Here is a 19,468-nt window from a genome sequence, read left to right on the forward strand (position 1 = left end):
CCCGAGGGTAAGGTCAATTGGTCCGTTTTGTCGGCTAATTCAGGGAATGTTCACTCAACCGAGCCAGTCGAGAACGGCCGCCGCGGTCCACGACTGTTGCATGCTCCCCAACGGTTCTCCGGTGAAAGGCTCGTAGTACTCGGCAAATGTACCGTCGCTGGCCTGCCTCAGCCCCTCCGAACGCAAGACGTGTGATCGCTCGGCCCATCCCCGGCGCGCGAACGCCCACGAGAACAACCACGTGATGACCGGCCACACCGGACCACGCCAATACTCGCGCGGGCGAAAATCACCGGAAACCGGAGACGTCGACGGCGGAACGGCAAAACGCATGTCCGGGTGCCCACAGAATTTAGGCCCCTCGAAAGTGCGCAACAAAGCGCGCTCGGCATCGCGACTCAAACCGCCGCAGAGCAACGGCGCAAACATCGCGATGGTCTCGGTATGAACCCACCGTCCAGTGCGCAGGTCGAAATCCTTTGCTGCACCCGATCGTTCATCGGTGGTGGCAATCACGCCCTGTCGGAAGCGATCTGCCCACCCGCGTAGATCTCGGACGTCGGAGTTCGGCCGGGAATGCTCCTCGCCGATCGTCGCCAGGACGTCGCACGCCATCGAGAAAACCGCGCTGACAAACACGTCCTCGACGGCAAAACTCATGGCCGTGGCAAGCTGCGAGTCCTCGTACCGCACGGCCTTCATCTCTTCGAGAAGCCAAAGGTAGCGGTCGTATTCGTGATCTGTGGGCCGCTGAGACAGGTCGGTCACCACCGCGAGATCCGCCCGCTGATACGCAGGCACTCGTCCCGAAACAACATTCGCGTAGGCCAGATCCCAGCGCGGGGAATTGTCCATCCCCGATTCCCACCCGTGGTAGAGCGCGATGCGGCCGTTACCGTCGAGATCCCGCGCCTCCGCCAACCACCGGTGCCACCGAACAAGATCGCTCCAGCGACGGTCGAGAAACTCTTCGGCCACCGCACGCGTCGTACGTCCGTGCCGACGCGAATGATCGAGAATCCGCTGCACCGCGATCGCATGGACGGGGGGTTGGGTGATTCCCGACGTAGCGGTGCCCAAAGGCGCATGCGCTGCCAAGGCGTTGACGTCCCACCGCGTCGGCCCGGGGAAGTAGCCGTCGACACCGTTCGCGAACACGATGTGCGGAATCATCCCGTTCTTCCACTGAGCAGAGAGCAAAGTATCGAGCTCTACCACCGCCCGTTCGACGCTGAGCGGCGCCAAACCTACCGCGACAAACGCCGCGTCCCAGCTCCACATGTGGGGATACAGCTTCGGGGCGGCGCTGGTCATCGTGCCCAGGTCGTTTCCGCGCAGCAGGTAGGCAGCTCGGGCGGCGAGCTGAGTCGGGGTGAATCCGCGGTCGGCCATAGATGTCTATTTTGCGACGCGTCGAGCCTTTGCGCTCATCGAGCACGAATCGGGCGCTGCACCCGCGCTAGGGTGGCATCACCGTCAGGCGATCTCGGGTTGGAGGCCTTGTGCGCGAGAAGATCAAAGCACTGCTGTTCGACGTCCAGGGCACAGCAACAGATTTTCACAGCACTCTCTGTAGAGAGGCCGGTCGAATCACCGACGCCGACGTCGACTGGCCGCAATTCGTCAATCTCTGGCGCGCTGAATACTTTGCGAACACCTCCGACGCCGGTGACGCTACAGGCGAGTGGGTGACAGTACATTCGGTGTACCGCGAGGCCCTGCGCAAGCTGCTGGCCCGTGAGGACATCGAACTTTCGGACGCGGAACAGGAAGAACTGACCGCCGCCTGGAAATTCCTGGACCCCTGGCCGGACACCGTCGCCGGTCTGACAACCCTGCGTCAGCAGTACACCGTCGCTGCCTTGTCCAACGCCGACGTGAACGCTGCAGTCAGCATCTCGCGGCACGGAAACCTGCCCTGGCATGCCGTCTTCACCGCCGAGATGGCCGGCGTGTTCAAACCCGATCCGAAGATCTACCATCTGGCTGCTCGATACCTCGGATACGACCCGGCCGAGATCATGATGGTTGCCAGCCACAAATACGACATTCGGGCGGCCAAAACTCTCGGATTCCGCACCGCCTTCATCGCCCGACCCCTCGAATTCGGAGCCAGGGGCAATCCCGATGTGTCATTCTCCGACGAGTTCGACATCAACGCCGAGGACTTTCTCGATCTGGCAGCGCAATTGGTTCTCTGATGCCGTCGCTGCGCGTCGTTGCTGGTATCCCTACGTGAAGGAATATCGAAACGCACAGGCGGTTTGGAATTCAGGGGAACCAAGCAAGACAGCGCTACCCGCGAAAGCAAGGCCATGCGGTACTCGCTCGTGGTCGCCCCGGCGTTGGCTGTTCTCGCCGCATTCTGGGGCTGGATCTCACAGTCCCAGGTGATACTTCTCGACGGTGTGTCCGCCCTCATCGGAATGGTGCTGACAGCGTTGTCGCTATGGGTCTCGCGGATAGCCGACTCGGGCCCACGGCGCGCTTCCCGTTCGGTAAGGAGGCATTGATCCCGGTAGTCATCGCGGTCCAGGGCATGGCACTACTGGCGACGCTCGCCTACGCCACAGTCGAGGCAGTTCGTGTCATCCTCGCGGGCGGGGCCGACGTCACACATCCGATCTGCTCGTCGCCGAAGCCAGGCAGTGGGGAGCGTCGGCTGCCTTCAGTGCGCTGGTCGCAGTCGGTGCTGTCGTCGCAATATATTGGGCCGCAACGACTTCTCCGACGCCGACCGATATGTCGACTCCGTCTTAGTCCTCCTCGGGCTGCGCGATGTTGGCCCCACAACCGTACGCACTTCTGCGAACCGCACTGACCGAACCCCTCGAAGGCACTCCCGGAGAACACGTTCCGACTCACACCATGAGCAAGGTGGGCCGCAAGCTGTATATCGAAGCGACGTTCATGGTCGCACCGTACAGCTGGGACATCGACGGCGAAGACGCAGCACGACGCTCGTTCGCCACCAACCTCGCCTACCTTCCCTACGAACCATGGCTGAACATCGAACTGACCACAGATCCGGCGCTGATGCTCTAGCGACGGGATCTGCTCTCGAACAACAGAATCACGTCAACGCGATCGTCTTCGCCTTCCCGGAAGAATCCTTGACTCGAAAGTTTGTTCGAGTATGATGGGAGATGGAACGGGGGGTTCTCATGACGATCAACATCACCGACGACGCTGTCACCGGCGAAGATGCTGTCACCGACGTGGTCAACAGCTCCGCCGTGGGTGTGCGCGGACGATTGTGGCGGCTGCACCCCACCGACGTCCGCGAGATCGCCATCGCCGTATCAGCGGAAATCCTTCGCCTGGAAGCCATTCGAGTGGCCGCCATCGACACCCTGACATTGAACCCGGACGAACAAGTACTCTGCTACCGCGGCACCGGAGAATGGCTCGCGAACCACACCATGCTGCAAATCTCCGCCGGCAGAAGAATCGCAGCCCTGGGCAAAGCCCTACGGTCGTTCCCTGAGGTCGAGGACCAATTCGATGCCGGCGACCTCACTTTCGAGCACGCAGCACTGATCGTGGCGTTCTGCGAATCCCCACCCAAGGCAATGCCCGACGCCGCGCTACCGTACTGCCGCGACACACTCCTCGCGGCAGCATCCGGCGTCGAAGCGACCACGGTCAAACTGCGCTACGCCATCAGCGTCCTCGAGCACATGTTCGAATCCGACGACGTACCGCCAAGCGAAGACACCGACCGCAACGAACTACGCATCTCCGCGACCCTCAACGGAAGAGTGGCCGTCCGAGGCGATTTCGACGGAGTGACCGGCGAGATGCTTCTCTCCGCCCTCTCCAACCTCTCGATGCCCACCCCCGGCACAGACGGCGCACCCGACAAACGACCCGCCGCCACACGCAACGCAGACGCCATGGCAGAGCTGATCCGGCGCTACCTCGACAACGCTGCCACCGGTATCGACGGCGGCCAACGCCCGCACCTGAACGTGCACATCAACGCCAAAGACCTGGCCTACCACCGTGAATGCGCCACAACGGGTGATGGCTCAACACCTGGCCCGTCCGAGGACGACGATCCCGGCATGCCGGATCCCGACATGCACGATCTCGATGTCGGCCACATGCCCTGGATGGGACCGCTGAGCGTCGGCCGCACCCGCATGATCGCCTGCGACTGCATGCTCGGCGCCGTCCTCCTCGACGAAAACGGCGCCCCACTCGATGTCACCCCACTGAAAAGGCTTGTCACCGCGGCACAACGCACCGCCCTGATCGCCCGCGACAAAGGATGCGCCTTCCTCGGCTGCGACTGCGTCCCGCCTGGACCGACGCCCACCACATCAAACACTGGGCCAAAGGAGGACCAACCGTCATGGACAACCTGGTCCTACTCTGCCGAACCCACCACACCCTGATGCACCGAAAACCCGGATGCACCGAAAACCCGGATTCACCGGACAATGGGAAATCCAGATAGGCGCTGATCACCTGCCCTGGTTCATCCCACCGCCAGGCATCGACCCCGACCGAAAACCCCGCCGCTCCACCACACGACTCTGAACCCGGAGGTCACCGAGCACACGCCTCGGTGACCCATTCCGGCGTGCTCGGAGTGCTCTCAACTGCCTGTGATCTCAATTGCCCGCCCACTCCAGAAGATCTTCGGCGGTCCAGGTATTGATCACCCGATCCGCTTCGACACCGCACTTTTCGGCCCGGTCACAGCCGTAGCCCTGCCAGGCCAGCTGACCAGGAGCATGGGCGTCGGTGTCGATGGAGAAAAGACAATCCAGATCGCGGGCCAACTCGATCAAACGCGAAGGCGGGTCACGACGCTCCGGTCGGGAGTTGATCTCGACGGCGGTGCCTGATTCGCGGCAGGCCTCGAACACTTTTTCCGCGTCGAACTGCGACTCGGGGCGGGTTCCGCGAGCACCCTCGACGAGACGCCCGGTGCAGTGTCCGAGAATATCGACACGCGGGTTTCGCACTGCAGCAAGCATTCTGCGGGTCATCACCGCACGTTCGGACCGCAGCTTCGAGTGCACGCTCGCCACCACGATGTCGAGTTCGTCGAGTAGATCGGGGTCTTGGTCGAGTGAACCGTCTTCGAGAATGTCCACTTCGATTCCAGTGAGGATGCGGAAGGGGGCCGGCTCGACGTTCAACCCTGCAATGACGTCGAGTTGAGAACGTAGTCGCTCCGCGGACAACCCGTTGGCGACTGTGAGCCGAGGCGAATGGTCGGTGAGGGCGCAGTAGTCGTGGCCCAGTGCTGCTGCGCGTCGCATCATCTCTTCGATGGGGCTTCCACCGTCGGACCAGTCGGAGTGTGTGTGGAGATCGCCGCGCAGGGCTTGTCGCAATGGGCTGTCGCCGATGGGCTCGGCCTGCTCGCGCAATTCTGCGAGATATTCGGGGACGCCGTCGTACGACTGGGCGATGATCATTGCAGTCTTGGGCCCGATGCCGGTGAGAGCCTTCCAACTGTCGGATTTCCGGCGAGACTCCTTCTGCTCGTCCGACAATCCCGCAAAGACCTCCGCGGCTCGGCGATAGGCCTTGACGCGGTGCGTTTCGGCGCGTGATCGTTCGAGCCAGTAGGCGATCTCCCGAAGCGCTTCATCCGGTTCCATGAGACCACTGTTCCGTCAGCAGCGGCTTGCGGCAACCCTTGATCCACTTACGCTGTGGTTATGGACGATCCGAGAGCACGCTTCGAAGCCGCGCGGGTGGCTCACCTGGCGACGGCTGACGCAGCCGGCGTTCCGCACATTGTGCCCCTCGTATTCGCCCTACTCGGCGATACCGTCTATTCCTGCGTCGACCACAAGCCGAAAACCACGACTGCTCTTCGCCGGCTCCGGAACATCACAGAGACGGGGCGTGCGAGCCTGCTGGTCGATCATTACGACGACGACTGGTCCGCCCTCTGGTGGGTCCGCGTCGACGGCCGCGCAGAGGTCCTCGACCCCGGCACCAAGGAGTCCGAGAGCGCAATCGATGCTTTGGCCGCAAAGTATCCGCAGTACGTGGATCACCGACCGCACGGACAAGTGATAGCTGTCCGCGATGTGGAGTGGTCGTCATGGTCCTCAGCAGCCTAAGGTTTAGGGAGCGAAAGTGATTGCAACACTCTCAATTCGGGCAAAATGGTGGGGGATCGATGAAACGACGACAGTTACTTCAGCGCGCAGCCACAGGCCTGGCGCTGGTAGCGGGGCCTCAGGTGATCGACATGGGTAGCAGTTCCGGAAGCAGTCAAGACGCAACAACGCCGTTGAACGAGCTCTTGTCGGTTGTTTCGCTCTCACACGTGAACGACCCAGCGTCGACGCCGATTTTTCCCGGCGATCCCGAGTTCACTCTCGAAACAGCGGCAACCATTGCCGACGACGGCTACTACCTCCAGTACGTCAAGGAAGGTGAACACACGGGTACGCATTGGGGCGCACCCGCGCACTTTCAGGAAGGTGGACTCACAGCCGACCAACTCGATCCGGCCGACCTCTTCCTACCCGCAGTGAAGATCGACATCCGGGACAAGGCTGCCGCCGAATCGGACTACGCCCTCACCGTCGCAGACCTTGAGGAGTGGGAGAGGCGTAACGGCAGGATTCCCGATGGAGCGGCCGTAGTCCTCTGGACCGGATGGGAATCGCGCTGGGGTACCGAAGAATATGCCAACGCCGACGCCGAGGGTGTCACCCACCAACCCGGCTTCTCGGTGGACGCAGCGCAGTGGCTGATAGACACCGGGCGCTTGGGCACGCGTGGCGCATTGGGAACCGACACATTCGGTCCCGACCTCGGAAACGACGAAACCTACCCCGTCTCGACGCTCCTGTACGACAAGCGTCGAATCAGCCTGGAGAACTTGAACAATCTTGCCGCCCTGCCAACCACCGGGGCGAGCATCCTCGTCGGTAGCGCCATCAACAGAGCCGGATCTGGTTCGCCGGCAACGATCTTCGCTCTCCTGCGGCGCTAGGCTTCGCCGCGATCCCCGTAGACGACGACAGCGCCCTTCCCACTTCTCTTCGCCTCGTACATCGCCGCATCTGCTTGGCGAAGCAGAGTGTGTGCGCTGAGCGGCTCATCCGCGGACCCGAACCCCGCGGCCCCGAAGACCGCGACACCGACGCTCGCACCCACCGATACCGATTTCTCGCCTGCAATCCCATCGCTGCTGAGGGCGTCGACGATCCTCCGAGCGACGACGACGGCATCGTCGAGCGGGCCCTGCAGGAGCACAGTGAACTCGTCGCCCCCGAATCGAGCGACAAACGCACTTTCGGGAACCGCCTCGCGCAAACGCGCACTGAGAGCAACCAGTAAACGATCACCGGCCGGATGCCCGTATCGATCGTTGACCTGCTTGAAATCGTCCAGATCAACGAGCATCAGCACCCGTCCGGTCTTCGTGAGGCGGTAGTCTTCGACGGCACTCGCGAAGTGTTCGTCGAACGCGGCCCGGTTGGCGAGCTCGGTAAGTGGGTCGTGATGCGCTCGGTACCGGAGCTCGTCCTGGGCAGCGGAGATCTGTTGGAGGAGCGCGTCGTTCTCGAGGAGCGTGAGAATTTGGCGCACCAGCGCGAGAACCAGCACGACGACGCCGAGTATCACGACCACGACATCGAGGTTGCCGACGATGAGTGCCTGAACCGTCACGATCGTCGCGATGACCGCGATCAAGAGATACGGCAGCAGCAATTGAGTCCGATCGCTTCGCCAAGGTTGTAGGGCTGCGCGCGGTCGGGGCTCGGCTCGTTCGGCCAACGCCGCCAGCGCGATCAACGGCGGGCCGGCGATGAACCCGGCGTCGGCGATGGTCGGCATACTCTCGGCGCCGATCGCCACCAAGTACGCGTACACGCTGTCCGAAAGGGAGAGCATCACCAACCCGCACCCGAGGAACGTCAGCGGTTCGCGAACCTCGGCAACTGCCTTCGGTCCGATGACCATCAGCAAGACCATCGCGATCAGAACGAAGTCGGTAATCGGGTACATCACCGCGACGAGAAACCCGAGAGACCCCGTAGGACCGGTATGAACGACGGCGCCGAGGGCAGTCGTCCACGTGAGGATGAACAACCCACCGATCACGACAAGACCGTCGAGCGTCAGCACCAGCCACAGATGGATCGGACCGATCGCCTCACGCCGGGGCGACTGGCGCACCAACGACAGAAGCGCCGGCACGGCAAACACCGGGAACATGAAGAAACCGATGTCCGCGATTGACGGCGATGGAAGGGAAACGTGCAGAACCGAGCGGTAGAACGCCCAAAAGAACATCCCGAGAGTCCAGCCGGCCATACCCAGAGCCATCAGAGTTCGCCATCGACGCTCGACGCCGTGATGGCGCCGCGATGTCCACCAACAGACCGCAGTCGCGGTGGCGCCCCCGACGAGCTGGGCGATATCGTCCACCAGAACCGAAGTTCGTGGGCTGAGCAGCCCGGATCCGGCGAGGACGATGACCGCGACTACGACGCCGAGAACCAGCCACGTGCGTCGCGCTCGGAACTGCGTCATCGAAGAACCCATCGGTGTTCAAGGCGTCACCACCGATTGTCTTGCAGCCGGCATCGTTGCGGCCGAAATGTTTGTGGTGACGAATGCCCGTACGAACCTACCCGATTTGGTAGCGGATTGTTAACTGGACGAACGATCAAGTCCGCCCGCTACGCCATGGCGCTGTGTTCCACCCGGGCCCTACGCCGCTGCGAAGTCCATTTCGCGATGACCCCTTGCGACGGACTGAACAGGTACACCAGGGCGAACACGATGCCCTGCGTCATCACGACCATGCCACCGGAAGCCGTGTCGAGGTAGTAGCTGACGTAGATGCCGGTAATCGCGCATATTGCGGAGACGACGGGAGCTATCACCAGCATCCGTGAGAACTTGTCGGTGAGAAGGTAGGCCGTCGCCCCAGGGATGATCAGCATCGCCACCACCAGCACAACCCCGACAGCTTGCAGCGCCACTACCGAGGTGAGTGCGAGAACCCCGAGGAGTAAGGCGCCGAGACGTTTGGGCGAGAGACCGATCGCGTTGGCATGGACCGGGTCGAAAGCGAACAACGTCAGATCACGACGCTTGATCAACAGAATGCTCAACGCCAACGCGCCGAGTATCGCGACCTGCATAAGATCGGACGAACTCACCCCCAGCAGGTTGCCGAAAATGATGTGGTTGAGATCGGTCTGGCTGGGGGTCACCGAGATCAGAACCAAACCGAACGCGAAGAGAGTCGTGAAGACGATACCGATCGCGGCGTCTTCCTTGACGCGGCTGGTGTTCCGGATCAGCCCGATCAGTGCGACGGCGATCAACCCGAAGATCAAGGCCCCTATGGCAAATGGAGCGCCGACGACGTAAGCGAGGACAACACCGGGCAGGACGGCGTGTGAGACGGCATCGCCCATCAGTGACCACCCGATGAGCACCAACCAACAGCTGAGCACCGCGCAGACGACCGCAGCCACAACGGCAACGGCCAACGCGCGCACCATGAATCCGTACTGGAGAGGATCAAGTAGGAGTTCTACGAGGTTCATCGATCAGGTCCTGTCCATCACGTCGAGACCGAAAGCCAGGGCGAGGTTTTCCGGTTGAAGAACGGTGTCCGGGTCGGAATGCACCAAGACCGTGCGCATGAGCAGTACCGCCTCGTCGCAGAGTTTCGGCACCGCGTGAAGATCGTGGGTCGAGACCAAGATCGATCGGCCGTCGGAAGCCAACTCTCGTAGCAGTGTCGAAATCGTTGCCTCGGAACGCTTGTCGACGCCCGCAAACGGCTCGTCCAGCAGCAGTATCGATGCGTCCTGTGCGATACCGCGTGCGACGAAGGCGCGCTTCTTCTGACCACCCGAGAGCTGACCGATCTGACGATCCGCAAATTCGGTGAGTTCTACCCGCTCGAGGGCCTCGGCCACCGCCTCGCGATCTGCACGCCGCGGACGTCGCAAGAACCCGAGGTGGCCGTACCTGCCCATCATCACGACGTCACGGACACTGATCGGGAAGGTCCAGTCGACGTCTTCACTCTGCGGCACGTATCCGACGCGCCCGCTCTTGCGCGCAGCGGCTGCGTCGAGGCCGGCGATTGTCACAGAGCCGTTGTCCGGCTTGATCATTCCCATGATGACCTTGAACAAGGTGGACTTGCCTGAACCGTTCATGCCGATCAGTCCGCAGACGCTACCCGAGTTCAAGGTCAGATCGACGTGGTCCAGTGCGTGGACCTCACCGTAGTGAACGCTGACATTTTCGACGCGAATGGCTTGTTCCGTCATGATTTACCGCCGGTGAGGCCGCCGAGGATGACGTCGGTGTCGTGGCGAATCATGTCCAGGTAGGTGGGCACGGGACCGTCGGCTTCGGACAGCGAGTCGACGTACAACGTCCCACCGAATTTCGCCCCGGTCGCCCCGACGACCTGCTGCATGGGAGCATCCGAGACCGTCGACTCGCAGAAGACTGCGGGAACCGAATTGGCCCGGACGAAGTCGATCGCGGCGATGATCTGCTGCGGCGTCGCCTGCTGCTCGGCGTTGACCGGCCAGATGTACGCCTCGTCGAGTCCCGCATCCCTGGCCAGATAGGAGAACGCACCCTCACAGCTGACAAGCGCCCGCTGACCTGCGGGCAACGCCGCCAGGCCACTGACCAGGCCGTCTTGCACCGCTTGCAGTTCCGCCTTGTACTTCGCGCCGTTCTCCGCAAATGCCGCGGCATTGTCCGGATCGAGGTCACTGAACGCCGACACCATGTTGTCGACGTAGATCTGCGTATTCAATGGAGACATCCACGCATGCGGATTGGGCTTGCCCGCATAGGCATCGCCGGCGATCGGAATGCCTTCGACGCCGTCGCTGACAACGACGTGTGGCGCATCCAGTCCGTCGACGAACTTGGCGAACCATGCTTCGAGGTTCATGCCGTTGTCGAGGATCAGATCGGCTTCGTTGGCCCGGCGAATGTCGCCAGGCGTCGGCTCGTAACCGTGAATCTCCGCTCCCGCCTTGGTGATCGACTCGACGCGCAGATTATCGCCAGCGACGTTCTGGGCGATGTCCGAGAGCACGGTGAACGTGGTGAGCACTACCGGGCGGTCGTCGTCGGAAGAGGAATTCATTGCCGAACAGCTGGAAAGAAGCAGGGCGGCGAGGGCAGCAATTCCCAGGCGGCGGAAATTCTTCGCGTCGCGAGTCGTCATGATCAAACTCTAATATGTGGGTAAACAAATACACAAGTTCGTCTAGCCGAACATTTCCCACTCGATAGGCTCGGACCATGCGTCCAACTGCCTTGATCACCGGTTCCAGTCGCGGCCTCGGAGCTGCCATCGCACGCGAACTGGCGCCGACCCACGACCTGCTGCTCGGTGCACGATCCGCGCAGGCCCTCGAGCCGATCTGCGCCGAACTGCCCGGGTCTACGCCCCTACCCCTCGACCTCACGGACTACGACGCCGTCGCGGCCGCAGCCTCCTCCATCACGACGCTCGACGTGCTGGTACACAACGCCGGCGTGGCCGACATCGGCACCATCGAGGAATCCTCGGTCGATCAGTGGCGACGAACCCTCGAGGCCAACGTCATCGCCGTCGCCGAGCTCACGCGTGTGCTCCTGCCCGCACTTCGTGCAGCCGGAGGCCACGTAGTGCTGATCAATTCGGGTGCCGGGTTGCGCGCCAACGCTGGATGGGGGTCGTACGCGGCCAGCAAGTTCGCGCTGCGCGCTTTCGGAGACGCACTGCGCCTGGAAGAGCAGTCCTTGCGGGTCACCTCCATTCACCCCGGCCGGATCGACACCGATATGCAGCGCGACATCGTCGCCGGTGAGGGCAACGAGTACGACCCTGAGCGCTTCCTGAAGGCCTCCACTGTGGCGCGTGCCGTACTCACTGCCGTCGAAACACCGTCGGACGCACACCCCACGGAGATCGTGCTCCGACCTACCGGCCGGTAAATCCCCAGTTCGCCGGTAACGGAATGATGACGATGGCCACCCGGATATCGCTTTTCCGGGCACTGGCCCGATACTGACATCAGTTGTCGGACAAAGAGACTGGACTGGTTCTCAGGAGTTCATCGAGAGGTGGTGGGCAATGCATAATCATACGGATGCGTGGGGAATTTCCACCGAGGCTTTCCTTGGGTGGTACGTCGCCGCTGCCACCGGAGCGGTGGTGATCGCGCTTGTGATCAGAGGCGTCGCCCTGCGCAAGCCCACACCGGAATTGCGCACGCTCACACCGCCGGAGATGGGTGTACTGACCAGCGACGAGCGTGCAGTACGCGCTGCCGTGGCAGAACTCGAGAGTGCTGCACATCCTGCCGGCCAGGGTCAACACGATCGCTTCACCCGCATCGTCCGCCAGCGGATCGACGACGCCAGTGGAACTGCCGTGCCCTCGCAGCTCGTGCCGACACTTCCCCTTCCGCTGTTGGAACTTCGTAGCGACCTGGTGAAAGCCGGCTACCTGAACGGCAATCGTGAACGCACTCTGATGCAGTTGTCCGTGGTACCGGTCATGATCGTCGCCGTGGTCGGCACGATCCGAACCGGATTCACTCTCGTGAACGAGAACCCGGCGGGATACCTTCCGCTCGTTGTCATCTGCCTGGCCCTGATTGTCGTCTCCCTTCTCCGCGTGAGTCGACGCACCCGTTTCGGCCAGGTCGAACTGCGCCGCCTGAAGGACGAATACTCCTACCTCACACCGATTTCCCGACCCTCGTTTGCCACCTACGGGGCGACGTCGGCGGGCATTGCGGCGGCACTCTTCGGTCCAGGTCGCGACGGCAGTTGGGCACCCGGATGTGGCGGCGGGTCTTCACCGTCCAGTTGCTCGACCTTCTCCAGCACCGTCAGCTGTGGGGGGTGAGTGCTGTGAACAACTACTACTCAGCTGACACGTGGGGGATCCCCAGCCAGACCTTCCTTCAGTGGTACCTGGTGGCAGCCGCCGTCGCGATCGGGCTCTCGCTCTACAGCCGAATGTCTGCGCGCCGGTCACCCGTGGTCGTCGACGCGGTGCGTCGGCCGCTCTCTCCTCCCGAGATCGGCGCTTTAACCAGTGACTACCAAGCGGTGCTGGCGTCGATGGCTATTCTGCGCAGCGCCGAGCTGATCAGCACCGAAGGCAAGACCAAGCTGGCGCTCACCGCTGAGGACAAGAGTCGTCTCGACTGGTTCACCCGTACGGTGCACAAGCGGCTCGGCAACGGAAAAGTACCGCTGCGACAGGTGCGCCTGATGGGACGACTGAACGTCGCACTCGCACAACTACGTACGACGCTGATCGACGAGGGATACTTGCAACGCCCGCAGGACGGTCTGACTGCTGCCCTTCGGACCGTTCCGATCCTGGCGGTAATTGGTCTCGGCGTAGTCCGTCTCGTCGCCGGCATCGCCGGCGGTAAGCCGGTCGGGTTTCTGCTCCTCACCATCATCGTTCTCGCGCTGATGATTCCACTTCTTCGCATCAAGCGTCGTCGGACAGCTTTGGGCGACAGCGAGCTTCGACGTCTCAAGCACGAAAACTCTTACCTCTCACCGAAACTGCGGCCCGCGTACACGAGCTACGGTCCCTCGCTCGCCGGGCTCTCGGCGGCGCTCTTCGGTTCGGGCGCTCTGGTTCTGATCGATCCGGCGCTGGCAGGAGCGGTGGCTGCGGGCGCCGCGTACAGCCCGGGCGGCGGAAGTTCGAGCTACTACAGTTGTGGCTCCTCTTCCGGATCATCCGGCTCGGACGGCGGTGGCGGCAGCGGAAGCAGTTGCGGCGGCGGGGGGTGTGGGGGATGAGCACTCATGCAGCCGACACGTGGGGGATCCCCAGCGAGGATTTCCTGTACGGCTACATAGCCGTTTCGGTCACGCTCATGGTTCTCACTCTGGTGTGGCGTCTGATGATTCGGGCACGCCGGTACGGGTATTCCGACGAGCACGGGTATTCCGACGAGCAGCTGACCCCTCCGGAAGTCGGAATGCTCACCGGCGAGTCACGCGCCATCGCAGCATCATTGGCAATCCTGCGTAGCGCTGATCTGATCACCACCGACGGCGCTGTCCTGCGCCCATTGGGCCCTGGCGACGAAACCCTGGACTGGTACACCCTCACCGTGTACCAGCGCCTGGCCCAGCAGGCTCTACCCCATCGTCGGCGGCAACTCGCCGAGCGCATGACGGTGGAAACAGCTCGCCTACGAAACTCTTTGGCGGACCGGGGATACCTGACCTCCGACAGCACCAGGCGTTCGATCTTTCTCTCCACAGTTCCGCTGAAGATCCTGGTGGCCGTGGGTATCGTCCGCATTGCTTTCGGACTGCACAACGACAAACCCGTCGAGTTTCTGATTCTCGCCGTACTCGTCACCGGGTTCAGCATCCCGCTGCTCGGGCTCAACTTCGATCGCACCACCTCGGGCAATGCGGCACGTTCGGAACTCACCACGGCACACGCCTACCTGTCCCCGCGCAACAAGCCTGCCTTCTCCGCCTACGGACCGCGCTTGGCGGGAATGTCCGCCGCCCTCTTCGCCGGATCGGCGATGCTGATGATCAATCCCGCCCTGGCCTCCGCCGCCGGAATCGGTGCCGACGGCAGCGGAGGTAGCGGGGGTTCGGACGGTGGTAGTTCAGACGGGGGAGGCGGCAGTTGCAGCGGGGGCGGCGGATGTGGCGGCGGCGGTGGTGGATGCGGGGGATAGCCGCGCCCGGGCGAGCAGAAGCGCTGCGGCCTCGGTAGTGATGCCACGTTCCTCACTCAACGAATACACCTCAATCAGAGTTCGACCGATCCCTCGGGTTCGTTCGACGACGTCGTCTTCGTTCCACCCCAAGACTTCTCGCCCCACGAGATGAAAGGCTCCGCCCGCGTTCGCGACGAAATCAGGGGCACAGAGAACCCCGCGGCTTCGCAGAACCTCGCCCGCCGCGGCATCGGTCAAGATGTTGTTTGCTGCGCCCGCCACGGCCAGAGTCGGAATCGACGCAGCAGCAGTGGAATCGATGATGCCTCCCATCGCGCAGGGAGCGAAGAGATCACACGGTGTTCGGAGTACCTCGTCCACAGGAACGACCGTGTGCCCCGCGAGAGAAGCAGCCTCGAGGCGCTGCAGGTCCGTATCTGCAACCAACAGGCGTGCCCCGGCCTGCGCTGCGAGACGTACAACTTTCCCGCCGACGGCGCCGAGTCCCTGCACCAGTACCGTTCGGCCGTCGAGTGTTCCGAGTCCACGACGTCGCGCCGTGGCCTTCATCGCTTCGAACACGCCCAGGGCCGTAGCGTGCGCGCTGGAACCGGCGCCACCGTTGTCGACCGAACGCCCGAAGACGTACTTGGTGGTGCGACTGAGCTGATCCATGTCGGACGAATTGGTGTTGACGTCAGGACCGGTCCAATAGTTTCCCTCGAGCTTGTCGATGTTCTCCGCGTGAATGTCGAGGATACGAGTCCAAGTCGCCGAGTCGATCTGATTGCGCGGTGCGGGCAGTGCTATCACCGACTTCCCGCCACCCATCGGCAGGTCCGAGACCGCCATCTTCAAAGTCATTGCGCCGGCCAACTTCCCGGCGTCCGCCAGAGCGTGACCGATCGAGGGATAATGCGCCGCCCGCGTGCCACCCGACGCCGGTCCCAGGCGGGTGGAGTCGATTCGAATCACGAATGTCGTGCCGGTCTCCCGATCATGTCGGGTGACGGTCAGTTCACCGTCCCAGCACAGTTCGTCGATGCTCATTGCAGATCCTCTCCTGGTTATGGGTCAGCTGTGCGCGTGCAGTGGTGTTCCCGCGAGGGCGAGCATGGCCTCGCCCAACGCTTCGTTCTGGCTGGGGTGTGCGTGGATGAAGCGCCCCACCTCATCGGGAAGTGCTTCCCAGGCAACGGCCAACTGCGCCTCACCGATCAGTTCGCCAACGCGATCTCCCACCAAGTGGACACCGACAACAGGGCCTTTCGCTCCGCGGCGAATCACTTTGATTCCTCCGGTAGTTCGCAGGATCTGACTCTTGCCGTTGCCCGCCAGGTCGTAGGTGACGGTGGAGATGTCGCCGTGCTGCGTGCGCGCCGCCTCTTCGCCGAGCCCGACTGATGCAACTTCGGGATGTGAGTACGTCACGCGAGGAATCAGATGTTCGGCGACCGGTATCGGATCCTTCCCCGCGATCTGTTCAGCCACAAAGATTCCTTGTTGGAAACCTCGGTGCGCCAACGCAAGACCGGGCACGATGTCGCCGACCGCGTACACACCGGCTACGGAGGTACGGAGTCGTTCGTCGGCGTCGACAAATCCCTTCTCGAGACTGATTCCGTTTTCGGCGAACCCGCAGTCGTCCGTGCGAGGTCCGCGGCCGACGGCGACCAACAGTAGGTCGGTATCGAATATCGTTCCGTCGCCCAGTTCGACGCGGACCGAATCGGCTCCTTCTTTCGCGGAAACGATCTTTGTGTCTGTCTTACAGACGATTCCGCGTTTCCGGTAGGCCCGCTCGAGCTGCTTCGACGACCACGGGTCCTCCGCGGCGATCAGTCGGGGGAGTGCTTCGACAATCGTCACTTCGGCGCCGAACGAGCGCCAGAGGCTCGCGAACTCGACGCCGATGACACCGCCACCGAGTACTGTCGCGCTGGTGGGCACCCGGTCGAGTTCGAGCGCCTGGTCACTGGTGAGGATCCGGCGGCCGAGTTCGATGCCGGGCAGTTCCCGCGGATACGATCCGGTGGCCAGAACGAGTGATGTTCCGGTATAGCGGGTTCCGTCGACGTCGATGCTTCGCTCACCGACGTACGTTCCGCATCCGTTGACGATGGTGACCTTGTGTTGCGCCAGCAATCCCTGCAAGCCGGCGTACAGCCGCTCGACTGTCCCGCTCTTGTACTTGTGCACCTCTGCCATGTCGACGCCGTCCAATGTTGCCCGGACTCCGAATTGCTCACTTGTGCGTGCAGAATCGGCAACCTCGGCGGAATGCAACAGTGCCTTGGTCGGGATGCATCCGCGGTGCAGGCACGTTCCGCCGACCTTGTCTGCCTCGATCATCGTGACCGACAATCCGAGTTGGGCGGCGCGGATGGCGCAGGCATAGCCGCCCGATCCTCCACCGAGGATCACGACATCACTGTGCCGTTCGCCAGTAGTCATCGGGGCCTTGGTCATCAGAGCCTTCCCAGGATGCGGATCGGGTTCTCGATGTAGTCACCGAACAGCCTCAGGAATCCGCCGGCTTCGCCGCCGTCACAGACGCGGTGGTCGAAGCTCAACGAGATCTGAGTGACCTTACGGACGGTCAACTCGCCGTTCACCACCCACGGCTTGTCGATGATGCGTCCGATCCCCAGAATTGCCGCCTCGGGGTGGTTGATGATCGGAGTCGATCCGTCGACGCCGAATACCCCGTAGTTGTTGAGTGTGAACGTGCCGCCGGTCAGGCGGGCGGGTTCGAGTTTGCCGTCGCGGGCAAGGTCGGTGGTCACCCGAAGTGCTTGTGCGAGTTCGACAGTGCTCAGGGTATCGGCATTGCGAATGACCGGCACCATCAATCCCTTCGGTGTCTGTGCGGCGATTCCCAGGTGGATGCGGGCGTGTCGGACGATCTCGCCTCGGGCCGTGTCGACCGACGAGTTCAGTTCGGGGTACTGCGCCAACGCCGCGGTGGTCAGCCGAGCCAGCAGCGCCATCAGGCTGATCTTGTCGGAATCGGGCAGTGACTTGTTGATCTCGGCACGCGCCGCCAACAGTTCGGTGGCGTCGACGTCGACCCAGGTTGTTGCGTCCGGGATCTCGCGGCGGCTGGTGGACAGCTTGTCGGCAACCACCTTGCGTAGTCCCTTGATCGGGATCCGGGTATCGACAGCCGTACCGGGCGCAGGCGTGGCCAGGATGCTAATTGGAGAACCGTTTATTGCTTGTTCTACGTCCGCGCGGACGAGGACTCCACCGGTCCCGGTTGCTTTTAGATCGGAAGCGTTCAAGCCATGTTGATTGGCGAGCTGGCGCACGATAGGTGAGAGAAAACGTGAGGTTGACGAAGGCGGAAACACTGTGGGTATCGTCGGCGTCGTCGCGGGCGGAGTCTGTGTGGCGACGGTGCGTCGGCGTCTCGGTGCATCCTCGCTGGTGCCGTAGCCGATCAGGACGTTACCCGAACCCGCGCGTTCCTCTTCACGGTAACGCTCGTGGTTAGCCGAAACGACCACGTCGACACTGTCGTCTGCCCCGCCACCACCGCTCACAGTGATCAACGGCGTGCCCACCTTCAAGGTGTCGCCGTCCTTGCCGTGTAATTCGACGACGGTCCCGGCGAACGGGATGGGCACATCCACAGCAGCTTTCGCAGTCTCGACCTCGACGACGATCTGATCGATGGTGACCACGTCGCCTACCTTGACGTGCCACTCCGCAATGTCGGCCTCGGCCAGTCCTTCACCCAGGTCAGGGAGCATGAATACCTGATTGCTCATGCCGTCACCGCCCAACGGGTGTCGGGAGTGTCGTTCCACTGCAGTCGATCGACGGCATCGAGGACGCGATCGACGCTGGGCAGGTGGTGACGCTCGAGCTTCGGCGCGGGGTAGGGGATGTCGAATCCGCTGACCCGGAGCACCGGGGCGTGGAGATGGTGGAAGCACCGCTCCTGCACGCGGGCAGCAATTTCCGCGCCAACGCCGGCAAAACCTTGCGCCTCCTGGATGACGATGCAGCGTCCGGTCTTTCGCACCGACGCGGTGACCGTCTCGTCGTCGAACGGCACTATCGAGCGGATGTCGATCACCTCGATGTCGCGGCCCTCGGCCGCAGCGGCCTCGGCGGATTTCAGTGCAACCTCCACGGACGGTCCGTAGGCAATGAGCGTCGCATCACGGCCGGGGCGCCGGACGACCGCGCGACCGATCGGCTCACGTGCGGTCAGTTCGACATCTGCACGGGAGAAATACAGCTTCTTGGGTTCGAGGAAGATCACCGGGTCGGGGTCCTCGATCGCCGAACGTAGCAGCGAGTACGCATCTTCCACCGTGGACGGCGCCACGACCTTCAGGCCGGGCGTGTGTGCGTAGTAGCCCTCGCTGGAATCACAGTGATGCTCCACCCCGCCGATACCACCGGCAAAAGGAACGCGGATCACGATCGGGATCGATAGCGCACCCTTGGTGCGGTTGCGGATCTTTGCGACGTGGGAGGCGATCTGCTCGAATGCCGGATAGGCAAACGCGTCGAACTGCATTTCCACGACCGGACGAAAACCGGCCATGGCCATACCGATTGCGAATCCGATGATGCCGGACTCGGCGAGGGGAGTGTCGAAGCATCGGTCGTCGCCGAAGTCGCGGGTGAGGCCGTCGGTGACGCGGAATACGCCACCGAGGGTACCGACGTCCTCACCGAAGACGACAACGTTGTCGTCGGCGGTCAACGCATCCCGTAGTGCGGTGTTGAGGGCCTGGGCCATCGTGAGCATGGGCATT

General features: G+C 62.7%; 19 protein-coding genes and 1 pseudogene. 10 read left to right on the top strand and 10 right to left on the bottom strand.

Annotated elements, in window-relative coordinates:
• Nucleotides 1–54: 54 nt before the first annotated feature.
• On the bottom strand, nt 55–1,392 hold the full coding sequence (gene ggh / locus ACSW29_RS01270; RefSeq protein WP_317827056.1) for a glucosylglycerate hydrolase: 1,338 nt from the start codon (nt 1,390–1,392) through the stop codon (nt 55–57).
• Nucleotides 1,393–1,502: 110 nt separating this feature from the next.
• Between ggh and ACSW29_RS01275 the strand changes: the two genes are divergently transcribed.
• The 4 genes and pseudogenes from ACSW29_RS01275 to ACSW29_RS01290 all read left to right on the top strand — a co-directional run bounded on the left by ACSW29_RS01275 (nt 1,503) and on the right by ACSW29_RS01290 (nt 4,545).
• The gene (locus ACSW29_RS01275; RefSeq protein ID WP_317827057.1) at nt 1,503–2,201 is read left to right on the top strand and encodes a haloacid dehalogenase type II; all 699 of its coding nucleotides are present in this window, start codon (nt 1,503–1,505) and stop codon (nt 2,199–2,201) included.
• Between the two features lie 114 nt (nt 2,202–2,315).
• A complete protein-coding gene (locus ACSW29_RS01280; RefSeq protein ID WP_448276169.1) occupies nt 2,316–2,513 on the top strand; it encodes a hypothetical protein in 198 nt (65 codons plus the stop codon).
• 265 nt (nt 2,514–2,778) lie between these two features.
• Nucleotides 2,779–3,045, top strand: a complete 267-nt coding sequence (locus ACSW29_RS01285) for a hypothetical protein (RefSeq protein ID WP_317827059.1) — start codon at nt 2,779–2,781, stop codon at nt 3,043–3,045.
• 119 nt (nt 3,046–3,164) lie between these two features.
• A pseudogene (locus ACSW29_RS01290) lies at nt 3,165–4,545 on the top strand (DUF222 domain-containing protein).
• A gap of 74 nt (nt 4,546–4,619) precedes the next feature.
• On the opposite strand, the gene ACSW29_RS01295 reads toward ACSW29_RS01290, so the two are convergent.
• Nucleotides 4,620–5,621, bottom strand: coding sequence for a PHP domain-containing protein (locus ACSW29_RS01295; protein ID WP_448276170.1), 1,002 nt, complete (start codon nt 5,619–5,621; stop codon nt 4,620–4,622).
• A gap of 60 nt (nt 5,622–5,681) precedes the next feature.
• On the opposite strand from ACSW29_RS01295, the gene ACSW29_RS01300 reads away from it, so the two are divergent.
• Together ACSW29_RS01300 and ACSW29_RS01305 are read left to right on the top strand one after the other, a co-directional pair.
• Nucleotides 5,682–6,092 (top strand): TIGR03668 family PPOX class F420-dependent oxidoreductase, encoded by a 411-nt coding sequence (locus tag ACSW29_RS01300; protein WP_347873169.1) that lies wholly within the window; start codon nt 5,682–5,684, stop codon nt 6,090–6,092.
• 131 nt (nt 6,093–6,223) lie between these two features.
• On the top strand, nt 6,224–6,976 hold the full coding sequence (locus tag ACSW29_RS01305) for a cyclase family protein (protein WP_448277388.1): 753 nt from the start codon (nt 6,224–6,226) through the stop codon (nt 6,974–6,976).
• On the opposite strand, the gene ACSW29_RS01310 is transcribed toward ACSW29_RS01305, so the two are convergent.
• The 4 genes from ACSW29_RS01310 to ACSW29_RS01325 form a co-directional block, all read right to left on the bottom strand.
• Complete coding sequence (locus ACSW29_RS01310) at nt 6,973–8,523, bottom strand: diguanylate cyclase (protein WP_448276171.1); 1,551 nt, start codon at nt 8,521–8,523, stop codon at nt 6,973–6,975. The genes ACSW29_RS01305 and ACSW29_RS01310 overlap by 4 nt on opposite strands.
• 149 nt (nt 8,524–8,672) lie before the next feature.
• On the bottom strand, nt 8,673–9,551 hold the full coding sequence (locus ACSW29_RS01315) for a metal ABC transporter permease (RefSeq protein WP_317827064.1): 879 nt from the start codon (nt 9,549–9,551) through the stop codon (nt 8,673–8,675).
• 3 nt (nt 9,552–9,554) lie between these two features.
• A complete protein-coding gene (locus ACSW29_RS01320; RefSeq protein ID WP_448276172.1) occupies nt 9,555–10,289 on the bottom strand; it encodes a metal ABC transporter ATP-binding protein in 735 nt (244 codons plus the stop codon).
• A complete protein-coding gene (locus ACSW29_RS01325) occupies nt 10,286–11,212 on the bottom strand; it encodes a metal ABC transporter substrate-binding protein (RefSeq protein WP_448276173.1) in 927 nt (308 codons plus the stop codon). Before ACSW29_RS01325 ends, ACSW29_RS01320 begins: the two co-directional genes overlap by 4 nt.
• A gap of 77 nt (nt 11,213–11,289) precedes the next feature.
• On the opposite strand from ACSW29_RS01325, the gene ACSW29_RS01330 reads away from it, so the two are divergent.
• The 4 genes from ACSW29_RS01330 (at nt 11,290) to ACSW29_RS01345 (ending at nt 14,711) form a co-directional block, all read left to right on the top strand.
• On the top strand, nt 11,290–11,967 hold the full coding sequence (locus ACSW29_RS01330) for an SDR family oxidoreductase (protein WP_317827066.1): 678 nt from the start codon (nt 11,290–11,292) through the stop codon (nt 11,965–11,967).
• Nucleotides 11,968–12,106: 139 nt separating this feature from the next.
• Complete coding sequence (locus ACSW29_RS01335; RefSeq protein WP_448276174.1) at nt 12,107–12,886, top strand: TIGR04222 domain-containing membrane protein; 780 nt, start codon at nt 12,107–12,109, stop codon at nt 12,884–12,886.
• Nucleotides 12,883–13,806 (top strand): TIGR04222 domain-containing membrane protein, encoded by a 924-nt coding sequence (locus ACSW29_RS01340; RefSeq protein ID WP_448276175.1) that lies wholly within the window; start codon nt 12,883–12,885, stop codon nt 13,804–13,806. Before ACSW29_RS01335 ends, ACSW29_RS01340 begins: the two co-directional genes overlap by 4 nt.
• A complete protein-coding gene (locus ACSW29_RS01345) occupies nt 13,803–14,711 on the top strand; it encodes a TIGR04222 domain-containing membrane protein (RefSeq protein WP_448276176.1) in 909 nt (302 codons plus the stop codon). The genes ACSW29_RS01340 and ACSW29_RS01345 overlap by 4 nt, the downstream gene beginning before the upstream one ends.
• Here ACSW29_RS01345 and ACSW29_RS01350 read toward each other — a convergent pair.
• Genes ACSW29_RS01350 through ACSW29_RS01365 form a run of 4 tightly spaced genes read right to left on the bottom strand, consistent with a single transcriptional unit; the run spans nt 14,640 to nt 19,467 of the window.
• Nucleotides 14,640–15,743, bottom strand: coding sequence for a Glu/Leu/Phe/Val dehydrogenase dimerization domain-containing protein (locus ACSW29_RS01350; protein ID WP_448276177.1), 1,104 nt, complete (start codon nt 15,741–15,743; stop codon nt 14,640–14,642). The genes ACSW29_RS01345 and ACSW29_RS01350 overlap by 72 nt on opposite strands.
• 24 nt (nt 15,744–15,767) lie before the next feature.
• On the bottom strand, nt 15,768–17,162 hold the full coding sequence (gene lpdA, locus ACSW29_RS01355; RefSeq protein ID WP_448276178.1) for a dihydrolipoyl dehydrogenase: 1,395 nt from the start codon (nt 17,160–17,162) through the stop codon (nt 15,768–15,770).
• Nucleotides 17,162–18,466 carry a dihydrolipoamide acetyltransferase family protein gene (locus ACSW29_RS01360; protein ID WP_448276179.1) on the bottom strand — a complete coding sequence of 435 codons (1,305 nt, stop codon included), beginning with the start codon at nt 18,464–18,466 and terminating at the stop codon, nt 17,162–17,164. The genes lpdA and ACSW29_RS01360 overlap by 1 nt, the downstream gene beginning before the upstream one ends.
• Nucleotides 18,463–19,467 (bottom strand): alpha-ketoacid dehydrogenase subunit beta, encoded by a 1,005-nt coding sequence (locus tag ACSW29_RS01365; RefSeq protein WP_448276180.1) that lies wholly within the window; start codon nt 19,465–19,467, stop codon nt 18,463–18,465. Before ACSW29_RS01365 ends, ACSW29_RS01360 begins: the two co-directional genes overlap by 4 nt.
• Nucleotide 19,468: the final 1 nt, after the last annotated feature.

It is taken from the genome of Rhodococcus sp. GB-02, assembly GCF_053470465.1.

Excerpts from the sequence above, each read along its gene's own strand:
- ACSW29_RS01345 (WP_448276176.1), top strand. The coding sequence starts at position 13,803 with ATGAGCACTCATGCAGCCGACACGTGGGGGATCCCCAGCGAGGATTTC.
- lpdA (WP_448276178.1), bottom strand. The coding sequence starts at position 17,162 with ATGACCAAGGCCCCGATGACTACTGGCGAACGGCACAGTGATGTCGTG.
- ACSW29_RS01305 (WP_448277388.1), top strand. The coding sequence starts at position 6,224 with ATGGGTAGCAGTTCCGGAAGCAGTCAAGACGCAACAACGCCGTTGAAC.
- ACSW29_RS01300 (WP_347873169.1), top strand. The coding sequence starts at position 5,682 with ATGGACGATCCGAGAGCACGCTTCGAAGCCGCGCGGGTGGCTCACCTG.
- ACSW29_RS01280 (WP_448276169.1), top strand. The coding sequence starts at position 2,316 with ATGCGGTACTCGCTCGTGGTCGCCCCGGCGTTGGCTGTTCTCGCCGCA.
- ACSW29_RS01310 (WP_448276171.1), bottom strand. The coding sequence starts at position 8,523 with ATGACGCAGTTCCGAGCGCGACGCACGTGGCTGGTTCTCGGCGTCGTA.
- ACSW29_RS01320 (WP_448276172.1), bottom strand. The coding sequence starts at position 10,289 with ATGACGGAACAAGCCATTCGCGTCGAAAATGTCAGCGTTCACTACGGT.
- ACSW29_RS01335 (WP_448276174.1), top strand. The coding sequence starts at position 12,107 with ATGCATAATCATACGGATGCGTGGGGAATTTCCACCGAGGCTTTCCTT.
- ACSW29_RS01315 (WP_317827064.1), bottom strand. The coding sequence starts at position 9,551 with ATGAACCTCGTAGAACTCCTACTTGATCCTCTCCAGTACGGATTCATG.
- ACSW29_RS01330 (WP_317827066.1), top strand. The coding sequence starts at position 11,290 with ATGCGTCCAACTGCCTTGATCACCGGTTCCAGTCGCGGCCTCGGAGCT.
- ACSW29_RS01350 (WP_448276177.1), bottom strand. The coding sequence starts at position 15,743 with ATGAGCATCGACGAACTGTGCTGGGACGGTGAACTGACCGTCACCCGA.
- ACSW29_RS01365 (WP_448276180.1), bottom strand. The coding sequence starts at position 19,467 with ATGCCCATGCTCACGATGGCCCAGGCCCTCAACACCGCACTACGGGAT.
- ggh (WP_317827056.1), bottom strand. The coding sequence starts at position 1,392 with ATGGCCGACCGCGGATTCACCCCGACTCAGCTCGCCGCCCGAGCTGCC.
- ACSW29_RS01285 (WP_317827059.1), top strand. The coding sequence starts at position 2,779 with ATGTTGGCCCCACAACCGTACGCACTTCTGCGAACCGCACTGACCGAA.
- ACSW29_RS01360 (WP_448276179.1), bottom strand. The coding sequence starts at position 18,466 with ATGAGCAATCAGGTATTCATGCTCCCTGACCTGGGTGAAGGACTGGCC.
- ACSW29_RS01325 (WP_448276173.1), bottom strand. The coding sequence starts at position 11,212 with ATGACGACTCGCGACGCGAAGAATTTCCGCCGCCTGGGAATTGCTGCC.
- ACSW29_RS01295 (WP_448276170.1), bottom strand. The coding sequence starts at position 5,621 with ATGGAACCGGATGAAGCGCTTCGGGAGATCGCCTACTGGCTCGAACGA.